At 68.7% G+C, this 18931-nt stretch carries 19 protein-coding genes and 1 tRNA gene; 14 read left to right on the top strand and 6 right to left on the bottom strand.

The window, feature by feature from the left end:
* Window positions 1–11 precede the first annotated feature (11 nt).
* The 7 genes from sufB to AB6A65_RS13815 all read left to right on the top strand — a co-directional run bounded on the left by sufB (window position 12) and on the right by AB6A65_RS13815 (window position 6356).
* Entirely contained in the window at window positions 12–1535 is a 1524-nt protein-coding gene (sufB, locus tag AB6A65_RS13845; RefSeq protein ID WP_371038979.1) for a Fe-S cluster assembly protein SufB, read from the top strand.
* 73 nt (window positions 1536–1608) lie between these two features.
* Window positions 1609–1920 (top strand): heavy metal-binding domain-containing protein, encoded by a 312-nt coding sequence (locus AB6A65_RS13840; protein ID WP_371038978.1) that lies wholly within the window; start codon window positions 1609–1611, stop codon window positions 1918–1920.
* Window positions 1921–2026: 106 nt separating this feature from the next.
* The gene (gene sufC, locus AB6A65_RS13835; RefSeq protein WP_371038977.1) at window positions 2027–2785 is read left to right on the top strand and encodes a Fe-S cluster assembly ATPase SufC; all 759 of its coding nucleotides are present in this window, start codon (window positions 2027–2029) and stop codon (window positions 2783–2785) included.
* Entirely contained in the window at window positions 2785–4068 is a 1284-nt protein-coding gene (locus tag AB6A65_RS13830; RefSeq protein WP_371038976.1) for a SufD family Fe-S cluster assembly protein, read from the top strand. Before sufC ends, AB6A65_RS13830 begins: the two co-directional genes overlap by 1 nt.
* Complete coding sequence (locus AB6A65_RS13825) at window positions 4068–4556, top strand: YIP1 family protein (protein WP_371038975.1); 489 nt, start codon at window positions 4068–4070, stop codon at window positions 4554–4556. The genes AB6A65_RS13830 and AB6A65_RS13825 overlap by 1 nt, the downstream gene beginning before the upstream one ends.
* Entirely contained in the window at window positions 4553–5143 is a 591-nt protein-coding gene (locus AB6A65_RS13820; RefSeq protein WP_371038974.1) for a YIP1 family protein, read from the top strand. Before AB6A65_RS13825 ends, AB6A65_RS13820 begins: the two co-directional genes overlap by 4 nt.
* The gene (locus AB6A65_RS13815) at window positions 5136–6356 is read left to right on the top strand and encodes a cysteine desulfurase (RefSeq protein WP_371038973.1); all 1221 of its coding nucleotides are present in this window, start codon (window positions 5136–5138) and stop codon (window positions 6354–6356) included. The genes AB6A65_RS13820 and AB6A65_RS13815 overlap by 8 nt, the downstream gene beginning before the upstream one ends.
* A gap of 9 nt (window positions 6357–6365) precedes the next feature.
* On the opposite strand, the gene AB6A65_RS13810 is transcribed toward AB6A65_RS13815, so the two are convergent.
* Window positions 6366–7871: a fused MFS/spermidine synthase gene (locus AB6A65_RS13810; RefSeq protein WP_371039024.1), complete on the bottom strand. Its 1506-nt coding sequence runs from the start codon at window positions 7869–7871 to the stop codon at window positions 6366–6368.
* Between the two features lie 142 nt (window positions 7872–8013).
* Here AB6A65_RS13810 and AB6A65_RS13805 point away from each other — a divergent pair.
* A tRNA-Arg gene (locus AB6A65_RS13805) sits at window positions 8014–8090 on the top strand.
* 87 nt (window positions 8091–8177) lie between these two features.
* Here the strand turns inward: AB6A65_RS13805 and AB6A65_RS13800 are convergent.
* The 4 genes from AB6A65_RS13800 to AB6A65_RS13785 all read right to left on the bottom strand — a co-directional run bounded on the left by AB6A65_RS13800 (window position 8178) and on the right by AB6A65_RS13785 (window position 11792).
* Window positions 8178–8915, bottom strand: coding sequence for a glutamine amidotransferase (locus tag AB6A65_RS13800; protein ID WP_371038972.1), 738 nt, complete (start codon window positions 8913–8915; stop codon window positions 8178–8180).
* Between the two features lie 64 nt (window positions 8916–8979).
* Window positions 8980–10203 (bottom strand): CoA transferase, encoded by a 1224-nt coding sequence (locus tag AB6A65_RS13795; protein WP_371038971.1) that lies wholly within the window; start codon window positions 10201–10203, stop codon window positions 8980–8982.
* Window position 10204: 1 nt separating this feature from the next.
* Complete coding sequence (locus AB6A65_RS13790) at window positions 10205–11062, bottom strand: MaoC family dehydratase N-terminal domain-containing protein (RefSeq protein WP_371038970.1); 858 nt, start codon at window positions 11060–11062, stop codon at window positions 10205–10207.
* Between the two features lie 160 nt (window positions 11063–11222).
* Entirely contained in the window at window positions 11223–11792 is a 570-nt protein-coding gene (locus AB6A65_RS13785) for a YcbK family protein (RefSeq protein ID WP_371038969.1), read from the bottom strand.
* A 358-nt stretch (window positions 11793–12150) separates the two neighbouring features.
* Between AB6A65_RS13785 and AB6A65_RS13780 the strand changes: the two genes are divergently transcribed.
* From AB6A65_RS13780 to AB6A65_RS13765, 4 genes are read left to right on the top strand one after another with little or no spacing between them, the layout of a single operon-like run.
* On the top strand, window positions 12151–13761 hold the full coding sequence (locus tag AB6A65_RS13780) for a murein L,D-transpeptidase (RefSeq protein ID WP_371038968.1): 1611 nt from the start codon (window positions 12151–12153) through the stop codon (window positions 13759–13761).
* A 27-nt stretch (window positions 13762–13788) separates the two neighbouring features.
* Complete coding sequence (gene lpxD / locus AB6A65_RS13775; RefSeq protein WP_371038967.1) at window positions 13789–14880, top strand: UDP-3-O-(3-hydroxymyristoyl)glucosamine N-acyltransferase; 1092 nt, start codon at window positions 13789–13791, stop codon at window positions 14878–14880.
* A gap of 31 nt (window positions 14881–14911) precedes the next feature.
* Window positions 14912–15175 (top strand): acyl carrier protein, encoded by a 264-nt coding sequence (locus AB6A65_RS13770; protein WP_371038966.1) that lies wholly within the window; start codon window positions 14912–14914, stop codon window positions 15173–15175.
* 19 nt (window positions 15176–15194) lie between these two features.
* Window positions 15195–16403, top strand: coding sequence for a beta-ketoacyl synthase (locus AB6A65_RS13765; protein ID WP_371038965.1), 1209 nt, complete (start codon window positions 15195–15197; stop codon window positions 16401–16403).
* A gap of 160 nt (window positions 16404–16563) precedes the next feature.
* On the opposite strand, the gene mnmA is transcribed toward AB6A65_RS13765, so the two are convergent.
* On the bottom strand, window positions 16564–17709 hold the full coding sequence (gene mnmA / locus AB6A65_RS13760; protein ID WP_371038964.1) for a tRNA 2-thiouridine(34) synthase MnmA: 1146 nt from the start codon (window positions 17707–17709) through the stop codon (window positions 16564–16566).
* Window positions 17710–17828: 119 nt separating this feature from the next.
* Between mnmA and AB6A65_RS13755 the strand changes: the two genes are divergently transcribed.
* Entirely contained in the window at window positions 17829–18107 is a 279-nt protein-coding gene (locus AB6A65_RS13755; RefSeq protein WP_371038963.1) for a DUF1153 domain-containing protein, read from the top strand.
* Between the two features lie 95 nt (window positions 18108–18202).
* The gene (ctrA, locus tag AB6A65_RS13750) at window positions 18203–18925 is read left to right on the top strand and encodes a response regulator transcription factor CtrA (protein ID WP_371038962.1); all 723 of its coding nucleotides are present in this window, start codon (window positions 18203–18205) and stop codon (window positions 18923–18925) included.
* Window positions 18926–18931: the final 6 nt, after the last annotated feature.

The raw sequence follows: 18931 nt of genomic DNA, 5'->3' as shown, positions 1-18931 counted from the left end.
AGGAGACCGTCATGGCCGCACTGGACAATGCCGAAGTGAAGGAAGGCGTGGACCGCGAGACCGTCGAGGCCGTTCGCGAGGTCGGCGGCAAGTACAAGTATGGCTGGGAAACCGAGATCGAGATGGATTTCGCGCCGAAGGGGCTGACGGCCGACATCGTGCGCCTGATCTCGGAGAAGAACGAAGAGCCCGGCTGGATGACCGAATGGCGGCTTCAGGCCTACGAGCGCTGGCTGGAGATGAAGGAGCCCTCCTGGGCGTTCATCGACTACCCCGAGATCGACTTTCAGAACCAGTATTACTATGCCCGGCCGAAGAGCATGGCGGAGAAGCCCAAGTCGCTGGACGACGTGGACCCCAAGCTGCTGGCCACCTACGAGAAGCTCGGCATCCCGCTCAAGGAGCAGATGATCCTCGCGGGGGTCGAGGGCGCCGAAGAGGCACCTGCCGAGGGCCGCAAGGTCGCCGTGGACGCCGTTTTCGACAGCGTGAGCGTGGGCACCACCTTTCAGGCGGAGCTGAAGAAGGCGGGCGTGATCTTCTGCTCGATCTCCGAGGCCATCAAGGAGCATCCGGATCTCGTGAAGAAATATCTGGGGTCGGTCGTGCCGGTCTCGGACAATTTCTACGCCACGCTGAACTCGGCCGTCTTCTCCGACGGCTCCTTCGTCTACATTCCGCCGGGCGTGCGCTGCCCGATGGAGCTCAGCACCTATTTCCGCATCAACGCGGAGAACACGGGCCAGTTCGAGCGGACGCTCATCATCGCCGACAAGGGCTCCTATGTCAGCTACCTCGAGGGCTGTACCGCGCCCCAGCGTGACGAGTCTCAGCTTCACGCCGCGGTGGTCGAGATCATCGCCGAGGAGGACGCGGAGGTGAAATACTCCACGGTCCAGAACTGGTACCCGGGCGACGAGGACGGCAAGGGCGGCATCTACAACTTTGTGACGAAGCGCGCCGACTGCCGCGGCGACCGCTCCAAGGTGATGTGGACGCAGGTCGAGACCGGCTCCTCGGTGACGTGGAAGTATCCCTCCTGCATCCTGCGGGGCGACGACAGCCAGGGCGAGTTCTACTCGATCGCGATCACGAACAACCACCAGCAGGCCGACACCGGCACGAAGATGGTGCACCTGGGCAAGAACACCCGTTCGCGGATCGTGTCCAAGGGCATCTCGGCGGGGCATGCGCAGAACACCTATCGCGGCCTCGTCTCGATGCACCCCAAGGCCAAGAACAGCCGGAACTATACCCAGTGCGACAGCCTGCTCATCGGCAACAAGTGCGGTGCGCACACGGTTCCCTACATCGAGGTGAAGAACAACTCGTCCCGGGTGGAGCACGAGGCCACCACCTCCAAGGTGGACGACGACCAGATGTTCTACTGCCGCCAGCGCGGCATGGACGAGGAGGAGGCCGTGGCGCTCATCGTCAACGGCTTCGCCAAGGAGGTGCTGCAGGCCCTTCCGATGGAGTTCGCGATGGAGGCGCAGCAACTCGTGGCCATCTCGCTCGAAGGGTCGGTGGGGTGAGCCGAAAGGGATGGACGGGGCCCGGGCGGGGCGCGCCGGCGCGCCCTGCGGTCTCCGGCAGGAGCGGCGCGGCATGATCGTGACCACCACGAACAGCGTCGAGGGTTACCAGATCGCCCGATACCACGGCATCGTCACCGGCGAGGCGATCCTCGGCGCGAATGTCTTCCGGGACGTTTTCGCCGGGATCACCGATATCATCGGCGGCCGCTCGGGCGCCTATGAGGCGAGCCTTGCCGAGGCGCGCGAGACCGCGCTCCGGGAGATGGAGGATCGCGCCGCGGCCAAGGGCGCCGATGCCGTGGTCGGCGTCGATATCGATTACGAGGTCATCAATTCCATGCTGATGGTGTCGGCCTCGGGCACGGCGGTAAAGCTGGGCTGAGCACGAAACGGCCCGACCGGGCTTGTCGCGCGTCGGGCGCGCGACGCGAGCGGGGGTCGGGCGAGGAAAGAGGATCGGCGCGCAAGCCGACGGAAAGGAAGAGAAAATGCTTGAAATCCGAAATCTTCACGCACGCCTCGAGGACGAAGAGGCGAAGGAGATCCTGAAGGGCGTGGACCTGACCGTCGAGGCGGGCAAGGTGCACGCGATCATGGGGCCCAACGGCTCGGGCAAGTCGACGCTGTCCTACGTGCTGGCCGGCCGCGACGGCTACGAGGTGACCGAGGGAAGCGCGACGCTGCTGGGCGAGGACATTCTCGGGATGGAGCCCGAGGAGCGCGCCGCCGTCGGCCTTTTCCTCGCCTTCCAGTATCCCGTGGAGATCCCGGGCGTCGGCAACATGACCTTCCTGCGTACCGCGGTGAACGCCCAGCGCAAGGCCCGCGGCGAGGAGGAGATGAGCTCCACCGATTTCCTCAAGCTCATCCGCGAGAAGGCCAAGGAGCTCGACATCGACGCCGAGATGCTGAAGCGCCCCGTCAACATGGGCTTCTCGGGCGGCGAGAAGAAGCGCAACGAGATCCTGCAGATGGCGATGCTCGAGCCCAAGATGTGCATCCTCGACGAGACCGATTCGGGCCTCGATGTCGATGCCATGAAGCTCGTCGCCCAAGGCGTGAACGCGCTGCGCGACGCGGGGCGCGGCTTCCTCGTCATCACGCACTACCAGCGTCTTCTCGACCATATCGTGCCCGACGTGGTGCACATCATGTCGAACGGCCGCATCGTGAAGACCGGCGGGCCCGATCTCGCGCTCGAGGTCGAGAAGAACGGCTACACCGATCTGCTGAGCGAGGTGGCGTGATGGCGCTTGCGCAACCCAAGACCGATCCGACCGAGGCGCGGCTGGCCGCGCTTGACGTGCCCGCGGGCGGCTGGAGCGGGGCCGCGCGCTCCGACGCGCTCGCACGGGTGCGCGAGATGGGCCTGCCGGGGCGGCGCGACGAATACTGGAAGTTCAGCCGCCCCGACACGCTGGTGGCCCCCGAGGCCCCCGAGGCCGCGCTTTTCGACGCCGGCGAACCGCCGATGTTCGACGCCTTCGACCGGCTGAAGATCGTTTTCGTCGATGGCGCGTTCGACGCCGAGGCCTCTGACGATCTCGCGCTCGAGGGCATCGAGATCGAGCGGCTGGCCGCGGCCGGTGTGGCGGACATTCACTGGGCGCAGGGCCTTTACGGCGCGCTCGAGGCGCGGGGCCATGCGCCGGTGCCGCGGCCGCTCGCCGCGCTGAACACCGCCGTCGCGCGCGACGGGCTCCTGATCCGGGCGACGGGCAAGCCCTCCAAGCCCGTCAGCCTGATCGACCACCACCGCGACACGGCATCGGACGCCTATCTGCATCATGTCGTCCGTGTGGAAGAGGGGGCCGAACTCACGCTGCTGGAAAACGGGCCGGCGGCGGCGCGGTTCAACAAGGTGCTCGAGGTGGATGTGGCCGATACCGGCGCGTTCCACCATGTTCGCGCACAGGGCCGCGACCACGAGCGTCGCGCCGCCACCCACACCTTCGCGCGGCTGGGCCGGGAAAGCGTCTTCAAGACCTTCACGCTCACGGTGAACGGGGTGATGACCCGCAACGAGACGGTGGTCGAGCTGACCGGCGACGACGCCGTGGCCCATGTGGCGGGCGCCGCGGTGGGCGATGGAGATTTCCACGGCGACAACACGGTCTTCGTCACCCATGACGCGCGGAATTGCGAAAGCCGCCAGGTCTTCAAGTACGTTCTGCGGAACGGCGCCACCGGCGTCTTCCAGGGCAAGATCCTCGTGAAGGCCGATGCGCAGAAGACCGACGGCTACCAGATCAGCCAGTCGCTGCTTCTGGACGACGACAGCCAGTTTCTCGCCAAGCCAGAGCTCGAGATCTATGCCGACGACGTGGCCTGTTCGCACGGGTCAACCTCGGGGGCGATCGACGAGGACGCGCTTTTCTACCTGCGCGCCCGTGGCGTGCCGGAGGGCGAGGCCACCGACATGCTGACCCTCGCCTTCCTCGCCGAGGCGGTGGATGAGATCGAGGACCGTGCCCTCGCCGACGACATCGTGGCGCGTCTTGAAGGCTGGTTCGCCCGGCGCAGGGACTGATGGCGGTCACGAGCGACATCGCGGCCACCTACCGACGGGGGCCGGCCGCGGTGGTGCGCCGGCTTCTGGACATGGGGCCGAACGAGGGCAGGGCGCTCGCGATCCTGATCGCCGCGTGCCTTGTCGTCTTCGTCTCCCAGTGGCCTCCGCTCGCGCGGCAGGCGCATTTCGAGGGAAGGGACGTGCAGCCGCTTCTCGGCGGGGCTCTGATGGCGTGGCTGTTCGTCGCGCCGCTCTTGCTCTACGGGCTGGCCGCGCTCTCTCACATTGTGGCGCGGGCGCTTGGCGGACGCGGCGGATGGTTCGGGGCGCGGCTTGCGCTTTTCTGGGCCTTGATGGCGTCCTCGCCGCTCATCCTGCTGCACGGGCTCGTGAAGGGGTTCGTCGGCGAAGGACCGGGCTTGCAGATCGTGGGGCTGTTATGGTTTCTCGCTTTCACATGGTTCTGGATCGCCGGCCTCAGAGAGGCGGAGAAAGGCCCCGCATGACCACGGCAGCGCTCTGGCAGCTGGCCCTCGACACGATCCGGGACCCGCGCGAGGCGGGACGTCGAATCCTTGCGATGGAGGTGCCGTCCGACGCGTTGTGGATGGCGCTCGCCCTCGCGGTCGTGCTCAATGCCGGGCTCTTCGGGCTTTCGAACGAGCTTGCCCCGCCGCCGCCCGACGTGCCGGTGGGAACGGTGTCGCCGGTGGCGTTCGCGCTTTTCCTCTTCACGGGGGTGCTGGCCACGGTTTTCGCGGTCTATCGTGTGGGCCGCGCGCTTGGTGGAGAGGCAAGCTTTCACGGCACGATGGCGCTTCTCGTGTGGTTGCAGTTCCTGCGCGTGCTGGTGCAGGCCGCGCTTCTGGTGCTGGTGCCGCTCTTGCCCGTGCTCGCCGCGATCGTGGTGATCGCGGCGGCGGTGATCGGGTTCTGGATCCTGCTGAATTTCATCGACGTGGCCCATGGCTACGACAACATCTTCAAGTCGCTCGGAGTGCTCGTGCTCAGCGTGCTGGCCATGGCTTTCGGCCTGTCGCTTCTGCTCGCGCTCTTCGGAGGCTCCTTCCTCGGAGTGTCAGGCAATGTATGACGTGTCCGCCATCCGCACCGAGTTCCCGATCCTCTCGCGGGAGGTGAACGGCAAGCCGCTCGTCTACCTCGACAACGGGGCCTCGGCGCAGAAGCCGCGCTGCGTGATCGACGCGGTGACGGAGGCCTACAGCCACGAATACGCCAACGTGCACCGGGGCCTGCACTATCTCTCGAACCTCGCCACCGAGAAATACGAGGGTGTGCGCGGCACGGTGGCGCGCTTCCTCGGCGCGCCCTCGGAGGACGAGATCGTGCTGAACTCCGGCACCACCGAGGGCATCAACCTCGTGGCCTATGGCTGGGCCATGCCGCGCATGGAGGCGGGCGACGAGATCGTTCTTTCGGTGATGGAGCATCACGCCAACATCGTGCCGTGGCACTTCCTGCGCGAACGGCAAGGCGTCGTGCTGAAATGGGTGGACGTGGACTCCACCGGCGCGCTCGACCCGCAGGCGGTGATCGACGCGATCGGGCCCCGCACCAAGCTCGTGGCGGTGACGCACCTGTCGAACGTGCTCGGCACCCGCGTGGACGTCAAAAGCATCTGCGAAGGCGCCCGCGAAAAGGGCGTGCCCGTGCTCGTCGACGGCAGCCAGGGCGCGGTCCACATGCGGGTGAATGTTTCCGACATTGGCTGCGACTTCTACGCGATCACCGGCCACAAGCTCTACGGGCCCTCGGGCTCGGGCGCGATCTACATCCGCCGCGAGCGGATGGAAGAGATGCGCCCCTTCATCGGCGGCGGCGACATGATCCGCGAGGTCCACAAGGACGAGGTCATCTACAACGATCCCCCGATGAAGTTCGAGGCGGGCACGCCCGGGATCGTCCAGCAGATCGGCCTCGGCGTTGCGCTCGAATGGCTGATGGAACTGGGCATGGACAATATCGCCGCGCATGAGGACCGGCTGCGCGACTACACCCGCGCGCGGCTTGACGGGCTCAACTGGCTTCACCAGCAGGGCACGACGCGCGACAAGGCAGCGATCTTTTCCTTCACGCTGGAAGGCGCAGCCCACGCGCACGACATCTCGACCATTCTCGACAAGAAGGGCGTGGCCGTTCGCGCGGGTCAGCACTGCACCGGGCCGCTGATGGATTTCCTTGGAATTCCGGCGACCTGCCGGGCGAGCTTCGGGCTTTACAACACCGAGGAGGAGGCCGACGCGCTGGTCGATGCGCTGGAGCTGGCCCACGACCTCTTCGCCTGAGCGTGATCCCTAGCCCTCCGGGCTCGCGTCGTGTCCGACAAGCCGGTCGATGGGGGCGTAGTCGTCGGTCAGCACCCCTGCGCCCGTCTCGCGCAGCAGATCATCGAGGAACGCGTCGGAGAGGACGGCGAAGCGGGTCGGCGCGGGCGCGGGCACCGTGAAGGCCGAGAAGGCGGAGGGCGCCGCGCTTGCCGCCAGCACGAAAACCCGTCGCTCGCCCGGTGCGGGCGGGGTGGCCTCGGTCCAGATCTCGACCGACGGGAAGACGGCGCGCAGCGTGGCCGCGATCGCGGCCAGCGCGTCGAGACGGTGCTCGAAATCCACGACATTCATCAGGTAGACCCCGCCGGGCGTCATGCGCTCGCGGACCAGCTCGAAGAATTCCCGCGTGACGAGATGCGCGGGCACCGCGATGTCGGTGAAGGCGTCGCCCACGATCACGTCGTAGCGCGCGGGATCCTCGCGCAGCGCGCGGCGCGCGTCGGCATGAAGGATGCGCGCGCTCTCGGGGTCGAACCAGAAATCGCGGGCCGCGGTGCGGGTCACCGCGGGGTCGATCTCGGCCACGGTGATGGGCCCCGCGGCGCGCGCGGCCCAGGCGCGCGGCACCGAGTAGGAGCCGCCGCCGATGAAGAAGCTCGAGAATTCCCGGCCCTCCATGCGCCCCCGCGCGATGCGGTCGAGCATTGCGGTGTACTCGGTGAACATCACCAGCGGCGCGTCGCGCGCGCTGATGCCGTGGGCCAGGTGGTCGAGCACCATCAGGTTCACGGGGCGGGCGGCGTCGGCGGCGATATCCACGGTGCGGATGCAGTAATACTGGCTTTCCGTGTCGCAGACGGCGGCGCGCGCGAGGCCGGTCGCGGCCAGCGCCACGGCCGCGGCGCCGGCGAGGGTGGAGCCCGCGCCGGGACGCACGCGCCCCATCCAGAAGCAGAGCGCGGCGGATCCCACGTAGAAGACCGTGACCACGGCGAGGGTGAGCGTCGAACCGAGCCATGCGATGAAGACGAACCCCGCAAGCAGCGTGCCCGCGATCGCGCCGATGGCGCCCGCGGCGAACATCGCGCCGAGCGCGGGGCCGGACCGGTCGCTTTCGCTCACGGCGATCTGCGCGAGCACCGGCGCGGGGATGCCCGCGAAGAGAGACGGCAGGAAGAAGACGGCCGCCGCGAGCGCGGTGATCCCGGCAACCGGGTGGCCGGAGAGCGCCAGCACGGGATCGGCCACGAGCCGCAGCAGCGCGACCGCCGCGCCCGTGGTGAGCGCCGCTGCGATAAGCGCCCAGCCCGTGCGCCGCAACGCCCCGGGCGCCGGGTGCTCGGCGATCCGCCCGCCCCACCAGTGCCCGGCAGAGAACCCTGCGAGCACGACCGCGATGATCGCCGTCCAGGTGTAAAGCGACATGCCGACATAGGGCGCCAGCATCCTCCCGGCGACGATCTCGACCACGAGGCTCGCGGCCGACACCCCGGCCTGCAGGATCACAAGAAGGGACAGCGGCGCGCGGATCATCGGCACGAACCTCGTCTTCGGGGGAGTGGCCGACAGTTACGCGGTCGCCGCGCCTCGCGGCAAGGGCAAACCGGTGGGCGGCCCCGGGGGTCAAGTTTGGGTTTGCAGGGCCGCGCGGTTTTGCCTATACGGCTCGTCGCAGGCACCCGTAGCTCAGCTGGATAGAGCGCTGCCCTCCGAAGGCAGAGGCCATAGGTTCGAATCCTATCGGGTGCGCCACCTTTCCCGCCTTTCAGTTTGGCCGGCCCCGGCTCGCGCCTGGCACGACGCGCTGCTTGCGGGCGCTGTCGGCACGTGCCGCGCGCGTCAGGCGCCGTATCGCGCGACGAAGTTCCGCAGTATGCGCTCGGGCCAGGTGACGGCGGCGGCGCGGCAGGCGATGGTCAGGGCATCGGCCTCCTCGGGATGGAAATAGCCGCGCTCGCGGTAGATCCTGATCCTCAGCGCGAACACCTCGCCGTCGGCTTCGGGGTGGAATTGCGTGGCGTAGACGTTGCGGCGGTGCCGGACCATCTGGAACGGGCAGGGGCCCGACGTCACCAGCGCCACCGCGTCGTTCGGAAGCGCCTCCATCGCTTCCTTGTGGCCCACGAGCGCGGCGAAGCTGTCGGGCAGGCCGTCGAGCAACGGATCGCCACGTCCGTCGGGCGTCACCTCGCAGGCCACGGCGCCGACCGGCTCTGCGTAAAGACCCTTGCCCACCGGCGCGCCGAGATGCCGGCCGAGAATCCCGATCCCGTAGCAGCAGCCAAGAAAGGGCAGGTCGCGCGCGCAGATCTCCGGCATGAGGCCAAGGACCGCGGCCTCGATCCGCGCCTCGACCGGCGCCTTCTCCTCGGGCGGGTCGCTCACGCAGCCGGGCCCCCCGCCCACGATCACGCCGGCATAATCGTCGAGGTCGAGGTCGGCCGGAAGCGCCTCCTGGTCGAGCCGGACGCGCCGCGCGCGGTCGGGCGCGATCCCGCCCTTGTCGAGGAAGGCGCGGTATTCTTCGTCGGCGACCTCGGTCTCGGGGCGAAGCTGGAGGATCAGGAAGGGTTTCATCGGGCTCTCCTGGCGCGGGGAACGAGAGTGCCGCGTGCCGGTCCGGCAGGCAACCGCGCGTCGTTCAGGCGGCGGGCACGGGGCCGCCCACCACGCCCTTGTCGAACAGCCGTCCGATCTCGCCCGAAGAAAGACCGGCCACATCGGCGAGCACCTCTTCGGTGTGCTGGCCCAGCTGCGGGGCCGGCGCGGGATCCGCGCGCCTCGCGGCCGAGAACGCGAAAGGGCTTTGCGGCGTCAGAAGCTCGCCGATGCCCGGCTGATCGATCCGGGTGAAGAGCGGGTTCTCGGTGGAAAGGTCGGGGTCTTCCTCCATCGCGGTACGGAAATCGCGGAAGACCGACCAGGCGACGCCCGCCTTGTCGAAGGCATCGGCGAAATCGGCCACCTTCCGCGCCGCGAACCAGGGTTCGAGGATCGCGATGATCTCGTGGCGCGCATGCCAGCGCTCGCCTTCCTGCGACAGGTCGCGGCCGAGTCTCCGGCCGAGCGCGTCCATCTCCTCCGCGGTGCCGGTGACGTCGAGCAGGCCGCGCCACTGGCGCTGCGTCAGCCCGACCACCATCACCCGCCGCCCGCAGGCACAGACGAAGTCCTGCCCGTAGGCCCCGTAAAGCGCGTTGCCCGCCTTTGGCCGGCTCTGGCCGGTCAACTCCGTCTCGCCGAGAATGCCGAGATTGCCGAGCATCGCCGCGGCCACGTCCTTGAGCGCGATCTCCACCTGCTGGCCGCGCCCCGTGCGCAGCCGCGCCCGTTCCGCCGCGAGAAGCCCCGCCACCGCCATGTTGCCCGCGATGCAGTCCCAGGCCGGGAGGACATGTGCGATCGGATCGGTCGAGCCCTCGGGCCCGGTGGCGTCGGGAAAGCCGAGCGACGGGTTCACGGTGTAATCCACCGCCGCGCGACCGTGGCGGTCGCCGGTGAGCGTCAGCATCACGAGGTCGGCCCGGTGCCGGGACAACGTCTCGTAGTCCATCCAGCCGCGCACCCGGAGATTGGTCAGGAAAAGCCCCGCATCCTCGCCGGGCGCGGTGACGATGCGGGTGATGAGCTCCCGCCCCTCGGGGCTTTTCATGTCGACCGCGACCGAGCGTTTGCCCTTGTTGAGCCCCGCCCAGAAGAGCGAGCGCCCGTTCGGCGCCACCGGCCAGCGCCGCGCGTCGAGCCCGCCCTCCAGCCGGTCGAAGCGGATCACGTCCGCGCCCATCTGCGCCAGTGTCATGCCCGCGAGCGGGATGGCGACGAAGGCGGAGCCCTCGACCACCCGCATGCCATTCAGGATCGCCATGTCATTCCTCCCATTCGGCGGTGGCCTGCATCCCCTGGTGGCCGGCGGCCGCCACGGTGCAGAGGCTCAGCCCCGGCGCGTCCTCCCCGCGCCAGGCGCAAAGCCCGATATCCTCCCCGGCGAACATCGGATGCACGCCGCGAAAGCTGAAACGGTCGGGCGCGCGGCCCGCGACCTCTGTGGCAAGCGCCATGAGGCACATGGCCTGCATGGGCCCGTGCACCACGAGGCCGGGATATTTCTCCACCCCGGTGGCGTAGGGCAGGTCGAAGTGGATGCGGTGCGCGTTGAAGGTCGCGGCGGAGTAGCGGAAAAGCCGCGCCTCGGTCATCGGCACTGTCAGCTTCGCCTCGCATCGCGTTGGGGCCGGGATCTTTTTCGGGGGAGAGAACGCTGTCGGCATCGGCATGTAGACGATGTCCTGCCGCTCTTCCACGGCCAGGCCCGACGGTCCGGAGAGGCGGTGCTCCACCGTGACGAAGATCATCTCGCCGCGCTCGTTCTCGACCTGCCGGATGCGCGCGATGCGCGACTGGCGCCGCACCTCGTCGCCGACGGCAAGCCCGGCGCGGAAGCGCAGCGCCCCGCCTGCCCACATGCGCCGTTCCAGCGTGATGGGCGGCAGGAAGGCCCCGCGCTCGGGGTGGCCGTCGGGGCCGAGGCGGTCCATCGGTGCCGCGGGATGGAAGAGACCCCAGTGCCAGAGCGGGGGCAGCGGCGTGCCGGGGGCGGGATCGGGCGGCGGCGTGCCGGGCAGGTCGGAGAGCGTGCAGGCCATCATCGACACGGCGGCCGGGCTTGCGGTGTCACGGTCTTCGCGCGTGCGCCCGACCCAGGCGTCGTAATCCGGTTCGCTCATCCTGCCGACGCTCCTCCCTTCGTCGTGGCGCCCGGCATAGCGAAGATGATTGGCCTTTCCTACGAATACTTATGTGCACAATTCCGCGGCCGGGCTGCCCCGAAACGAGAAGGGGCGCCCGCTGGCGCCCCTTGCGATACCGGCTTTCGCGTGCGTCGCCTCAGCTGCCCCAGCTGCGCACCGGGCCGCAGTCCATGTGCACGAAGTTGGAGCCCGTGTAGCGCCCCACGCCGCCGCCCTTGCAGGCAAGCGCCGCGCGCGACAGCTGGCTGACCGAACGGGAGTTCAGGCGCACGTCCGCCGCCTCTCCGCGCAGGTGGCGCGAATTCTTGGCGACGCCCGATCCGCGCGAGCGCAGCATGGCGTTGGTCTGCGGGCTGCGGTAGCCCGAGATCAGCATGTAGGGTTCGGAGGTGTCCATCATGTTGTGCGCGGCGGCAAGGATGTCGAGCGTGCGAAGGTCGATGGCCTTCACGTCGTTGCTCCGCCAGTCGCGCATGAACAGGTTGATCTCTTCCACGGCGTCGCGGATGTAGTTCCCGTCGATCCAGTAGATCATGTCGATCCGTTCGCCGGTGCGTCCGGAATACATCCGCAGCCGGCGGACGTCGCCGCCGCCGCGCAGGAAGCCCGCCGCGCTGGAATAGGTGGGCGCCGCCGCGACCGCCGTCGCCGCGAAAGCCGCCAGAACGCCGCGCCGCGAGAAAGTGCCGTTCGGTTTTTCCGTCATGTTAAGCCGCCTGTCCGTCGCCTCGTGCCGGGCGCGTCGTTGCGCGCCCGATCTTGCCCAGTTCTTTCCCCAGTGAAGTTCGTATCGCATGGCGGGGATGCGCCACCAAGGGGTGATTCTGGCTAAGCTCTTGTAAACAGGGATTTCGGCAAGTTTTCGCTCAGCCCTTGCGTCAAGCTGCGTCGGCCCGCCCGTGCAAGGCCACGACATCGCAAGGGATTTTTCGTCCGGCCACGCGAATGTGTCTGGACAGGGCGCAACCATCCCGCATCCTGCGAGCCGGGATCTGCGGCGCGCGCCCGCGGGTCCCGATATGATTGACGATGCCTGCGATTTCACGACGCGAGGAGCCTCGACGATGACCCTGACCTGCCTTCGCAAACGCCTTGCAGAGGCTGCCCTCGCCGTTCTTCTGGCCGCCGCGCTCCCGGCAGCGGCGGAACCGCTTACCGCCTACAAGCAGGCGCTCGCCGAGACGGCGTCGCGCGACGGCGACCTCGCGGCGGTCTACCGCGCGCGGGATTACGCGCCGATCTGGACGGGCCGCGAAGAGATCCATGCCGCCCGCCGCGCCGCGCTTCTCTCCGCGCTGGAGAACGCGCATCTTCACGCGCTTCCTGCCGCGGCCTACCGCGCCGACGAGGTGCGCGCCCGTCTCGCCGACACGCGGTCGGCGCGCGACCTGGGCGAGATCGAGGCGATGCTGTCGCGGCTGTTCCTCGTCTATGCGCGCGACGTGCAGACAGGCGTCGTCGAGGATCCCTCCGACATCGACCGCGCGATCGTGCGCGACATCGCCCGGCGCGACCGGCAGGAGTTGCTGAACGCGCTCGCCGAAGCGGAGAACCCGCGCGCCTTCTTCCGTGGCCTGCCGCCGCAAAGTGCGGACTACGCGCGCCTGATGAAGGCGCGGATGCAGCTTCTGGGCACCGTCGCGCGGGGCGGCTGGGGGCCGGCCGTGCCCGAGGGCGCGAAGCTCGAACCCGGCGACACCGGGCCCGCGGTGGTCGCGCTGCGCGACCGGCTCGTCGCCATGGGCTACCTCGACCGCACGCCCGCGCGGGACTATACCGCCGCACTCGCCAAGGCCGTCCGCCGCTTCCAGGAGGATCACGGGCTGGAGCCCGACGGCATCGCCGGCCCCTCGACGCTGGAAGAGATCAATGTGCCGCCTGCCCGGCGGCTGAGGTCCGTGGCGGTGGCGATGGAGCGCGAGCGCTGGCTCGACCCCGACCGCGGCGCGCGCCACATCCTGGTGAACCTCACCGATTTCTCGGCGCGCATCGTGGATGACGGCAAGGTCACCTTCGAGACCCGCGCGGTCGTGGGCGCGAGGAACGCCTCCAAGCCGACCCCCGAGTTCTCGGACGCGATGGAGTACATGGTCGTCAACCCGTCCTGGAACGTGCCGCGCTCGATCATGGCGCGCGACTACCTGCCGAGACTGCAGCGCAACCGCAACGCGGCCTCCTACATGCAGCTCGTCGACAGCCGGGGGCGGGTGGTGAGCCGCAGCAGCGTGAACTTCAACGCCTACAGCGCGCAGAGTTTCCCGTTCCGCCTGCGCCAGCCGCCCTCGCCGCGCAATGCGCTGGGGCTGGTGAAGTTCATGTTCCCCAACCCTTACGCCATCTATCTGCACGACACGCCCGACAAGCACCTGTTCGACCGCGAGGTGCGCACCTACTCGAGCGGCTGCGTACGTCTTCAGCAGCCCTTCGAATTCGCCTACGAGCTTCTGTCGCGGCAGACCGACGATCCCCGGGGCCTTTTCCACGCAAGGCTCGACACGGGCAACGAAACGCGGATCGACCTCGAGACGCCGGTGCCCGTGCACCTCGTCTACCGGACGGCCGTGACCACGGCCAAGGGGGGCCTGCAGTTCCGCCGGGACATCTACGGGCGCGACGCGCGGATCTGGGACGCTCTCGCGGCTGCGGGGGTGGCGCTCGGCGCGGCGGAGGGCTAGAGAAGCCGGGCAGGGCCCGGAGGAGTCATGAGCCACACAATTGCCGATATCGCCGCCGCGCTCGGGCTGGAGGCCTTCGGCGATACGGCCATCTCGGTGACCGGGGCGGCGGAGCCCGCGGATGCGGGCCGCTCCGACATCGCCGTCGCCATGAACCCCGCCTATGCGGAGCGCCTTGCCGAAGGCGCGGCGCGGGCCGCGATCCTCTGGTCCGGCGCGGACTGGCAGGCGCTGGGGCTGGAGGCCGCGATCGCTGCCCCGCGTCCGCGGCTCGCGATGGCGGGTCTGACCGCGATGCTCGACCGCGGGCAGGGCTATGCCCCCGGCATCCACCCGAGCGCGGTGATCGATCCCTCGGCGGAAATCGGCGCCGAGTGCAGCATCGGCCCGCTTGCCGTCATCGGCCCCGGGGCGCGCATCGGGCGCGGCACGACCGTGGGGCCGCAGGCCTTCGTCGGGGCGGAGGCGGTGCTGGGCGAGGGCTGCGTGCTGCGCGAGGGCGTGCGGATCGGGGCGCGCGTGCGCCTGGGCGCCCGCGTGATCCTGCAGCCGGGCGTGGTGATCGGCGGCGACGGGTTTTCCTTCGTGACGCCCGAGGTTTCCGGCGTGGAGCGCGTGCGGGAGTCCCTCGGCGATCAGGGCGAGATCGCGCCGCAAAGCTGGGTGCGCATTCATTCCCTGGGCGGGGTGAGCATCGGCGACGACGTGGAGATCGGCGCCAACTCCTGCATCGATCGCGGCACGATCCGCGACACCGCCGTCGGCGCGGGCACGAAACTCGACAATCTCGTGCAACTGGGCCACAACGTCGTGATCGGGCGCGACTGCCTGATCTGCGGCCTTGTCGGCGTGGCAGGGTCGTCGGTGGTCGGCGACAACGTGGTGCTGGGCGGGCAGACGGGCATCAGCGACAACCTGACCGTGGGCGACGGCGTGATCACCGGCGGGGGCACCAAGGTTCTGTCGAGCATCCCGGCCGGGCGGGTGATGCTGGGCTACCCGGCGACGAAAATGGACGCACAGATCGAGACCTACAAGGCGCTCCGCCGGCTGCCGCGTCTCGCCCGGGAGGTCGCGGCGCTGAAGAAAGCGGTTTCAAAGCTCGGAGCGAACGACTAGATCGGCGCCGAGCGCAAGGAAGGGGCGTGCCATGAGCGGTGTGCGGGACAAGGTGATCGAGATCATCGCCCAGCAGGCGGTGCTGGAGCCTTCCGACGTGTCGATGGACAGCACGCTCGAGGAGCTCGGGATCGACAGCCTGGGCCTTGTCGAGAGCATCTTCGCGATCGAGGAAGCCTTCGACATCTCCGTCCCCTTCAACGCAAACGATCCCCGGGAAAGCGATTTCGACATCTCGTCGGTGGCCTCCATCGTGGCCGGGATCGAGCGGCTCGTCGCAGAGCAGCACGCGTGAGCGGCCGGGACGGCGCGCGATGAACCGGGTGGTCATCACCGGGGCGGGCACGATCAATCCGCTCGGGCACTCGGTGCCGGAGACGCTTGAGGCCATGCGCGAGGGACGTTGCGGGATCGGCCCGCTCGAGTTCCGCGACGTCGAGCGGCTTTCGATCCGGATCGGCGGGCAGGTGAAGGGGTTCGAGGCGGAGGGGCATTTCAACCGCCAGCAGATGGCGCTTTACGACCGCTTCACGCAATTCACCCTGATCGCCGCGCGCGAGGCGATCGGGCAGGCGGGGCTGGAATTCGCCGGCGAGATCGCGGCGACTGCGGGGGTGGTGCTCGGCCCCGCCGGGGGTGGCGTGTCCACCTGGGACGAGAATTACCGCAGCGTCTACGAGGACGGAAAGAACCGCGTGCATCCCTTCGTGGTACCGAAGCTGATGAACAACGCGGCCGCCTCGCATGTGTCGATGGAATACAATCTGAAGGGGCCTTCCTTCACCGTCTCGACCGCCTGCGCCTCCTCGAACCACGCGATGGCGCTGGCCTTCCAGATGGTGCGGCTCGGCATGAGCAAGGTGATGGTGACCGGCGGCTCCGAATCGATGATGTGTTTTGGCGGCGTGAAGGCGTGGGAAGGCCTGCGCGTGATGAGCCGCGACGCCTGCCGCCCGTTCTCGGCCAACCGCAACGGCATGGTGCAGGGCGAGGGCGCGGGCGTGTTCGTGCTGGAGGAGTACGAGCACGCGCGCGCGCGCGGCGCCGAGATCCTCGCCGAGATCGTGGGCTTCGCCATGACCTCGGACGCGGCCGACATCGTCATGCCCTCCAAGCAGGGGGCGGCGCGGGCCATGTCGGGGGCGTTGCGCGACGCGCGCGTCCCGTTGGAGAGCGTGGGCTACATCAACGCCCATGGCACCGGCACCGCCGCCAACGACAAGACCGAGTGCGCCGCCGTCGCCGACGTCTTCGGCCCGCACGCCGATCACCTGATGATCTCTTCGACGAAGTCCATGCACGGCCACCTGATCGGCGGCACCGGCGCGGTGGAACTGCTGGCCTGCATCATGGCGCTTCGGGACGGGGTGATCGCGCCCACCATCGGCTACGAGGAGCCCGACCCCGAATGCGCCCTAGACGTGGTGCCCAACGTCGCGCGCGAGGCCGAGGTCGAGGTCGCGGTGTCGAACGCCTTCGCCTTCGGCGGTCTGAACGCCGTACTGGCGCTGCGCAGGGTGTGACGCCGGCGCGCGCGTGCCGCGCGCATCGTTTCGAGGCGCGTTCCGCGCCGGCGAGGGGCGCTGCCCCTCGCGCTCCCCGGAGTATTTTCACCAAGAAGAAGCAGGCGCGGTGCGTTTTCGATGGTCTGCCGGCACGGCCCGTGCGGCCGGACCCTGCCCGTCAGCGTCCCCGCCAGATCCAGCCGCCGCCCAGCACGCGGGTGCCGCCCGTTTCGTAGAAGACACAGGCCTGGCCGGGGCTCACGCCTTCCTCGGGGGCGAGAAGCTCCACCTCCGCCTCGGTCTCGGAGACCGGGCGCAGGATCGCCTCTGCCGGCGGGCGGGTGGAGCGTACGCGCACGGACACCGCGCGCTCCGCCTCCTCGGTGAAGGCGCCGTCGCCGATCCAGTTCACCTCGCGCACGGGCACCTTGCGGGTGGCGAGCATGGTTTTCGGGCCCACGATCACGCGGCGCCCGTCGACGTCGAGCTTCACGACGTAGAGCGGCTCGTCGAGGCCGCCGATGCCGAGGCCGCGGCGCTGGCCGATCGTGTAGTGGATCACCCCGCGATGTTCGCCGAGGACGCGCCCGTCGGCGTGCACGATCTCCCCGGGCTCCGCCGCGCCGGGGCGGAGCTTCTCGATCACCGCGGCGTAGTCGCCGTTCGGCACGAAGCAGATGTCCTGGCTGTCGGGCTTGTCGGCCACGGGAAGGCCGTAGCGCGCGGCGAGCGCGCGGGTTTCGTCCTTGGAGGCGAGATGCCCGAGCGGGAAGCGCAGATAGCCGAGCTGCTCCCGCGTGGTGGAGAACAGGAAGTAGCTCTGGTCGCGCGCGCCGTCGGCGGCCATGTGAAGCTCGGGCCCGCCGGGGCCGGTCTTGCGCCGGATGTAATGGCCCGTGGCCATGCAGTCGGCGTCGAGGTCCTTCGCGGTCTCCAGCAGGTCGCGGAACTTCACCCGCTCGTTGCAGCGGATGCAGGGCACGGGCGTGGCGCCGGCAAGGTAGCTGTCGGCGAACTCGTCGATCACCGCCTCGCGGAACGTGTTCTCGTAGTCGAGCACGTAGTGCGGGAAGCCCATCGCCTCGGCCACGCGGCGCGCATCGTGGATGTCGCGGCCGGCGCAGCACGCGCCCTTCTTCGCGAGCGCCGCGCCGTGATCGTAGAGCTGCAGCGTCACGCCCACGACGTCGTAGCCGTCCTCGGCGAGGCTGGCGGCCACGACGGAGCTGTCGACGCCGCCGGACATGGCGACGACCACGCGCGTCTCGGCCGGCGCCTTGGGCAGACCGAGGGAGTTCAGCTCTGGGTGACGGTCGAGGGGCATGCTGCGCTCCTTTGAAGCCTGCGAAATATAGGGAAATGCGCCGTACTCGCAACCCTCGCGTTTCACCGGCTGTTAAACGCGCCCGCGCGAGGTTGGCCGCGTCAAGGAGAGTGAGGCGGATGTATCTGAAAAAGGTGGATGGCCCGCGAGCCGTGACGCTTCCCGACGGGCGCGTGATGACCCGCGCCGACCTGCCACCCGCCAACACGAGCCGGTGGGTCGCGTCGCGCAAGGCCGCCGTCGTCCGGGGCGTGACCTGTGGGCTGATTTCGCGCGCCGACGCGCTGCGGCGCTATGGCCTCAGCGACGAGGAGTTCGACGGCTGGGTGGCCGCGGTGAAGGAACATGGCGAAAGCGCCCTCAAGGCGACGGCGCTCAGAAAATACAGACAACTTTAGATTGCGGGCGCGCGCGTCATGCTTATGATAACGGTACATTAACCTTTCTTGTTCACGGTGCGTTTCATCCGGAGCGAAGGAATGGAGCCTGGCCGATGCGCGTGTTGCTGGTGGAAGACGATCCGACGACGTCGAAGAGCATCGAGATGATGCTGACCCACGCGAACCTGAACGTCTACTCCACCGACCTGGGCGAGGAGGGCATCGATCTCGCGCGGCTTTACGATTACGATCTCATCTTGCTGGATCTCAACCTGCCGGACATGACCGGCCACGAGGTCCTGCGCCAGCTTCGCACGGCGCGCATCGCCACGCCGATCCTGATCCTGTCGGGCTCCGACGATACCGAGAGCAAGATCAAGGGCTTCGGCTTCGGGGCGGACGACTACATGACGAAACCGTTCCACCGCGACGAGCTCGTGGCGCGCATCCACGCCATCATCCGCCGCTCCAAGGGCCATTCCCAGTCGGTGATCCGGACGGGGAAGGTGGCGGTCAACCTCGACGCCAAGACGGCGGAGGTGGACGGCAAGCCCGTCCACCTGACCGGCAAGGAATACCAGATGCTCGAGCTCCTCTCGCTCCGGAAGGGCACGACGCTTACCAAGGAGATGTTCCTCAATCATCTTTACGGCGGCATGGACGAGCCCGAACTCAAGATCATCGACGTGTTCATCTGCAAGCTGCGCAAGAAGATCGCCGAGGCGACGGGCGGGGCCACCTACATCGAGACGGTGTGGGGGCGGGGCTATGTCCTTCGCGACCCCCAACCCGAGACCAGTGACAGGGTGGCCCGGTCGTTCGCCGCGAACGCCTGATCGCGC

Origin of the sequence: Rhodosalinus sp. FB01, assembly GCF_041365715.1 — a bacterium.
Classification (GTDB): domain Bacteria; phylum Pseudomonadota; class Alphaproteobacteria; order Rhodobacterales; family Rhodobacteraceae; genus Rhodosalinus.
Note: the sequence above shows the minus strand (reverse complement) of the source record. Positions and strands in the feature narration are given on the sequence as shown.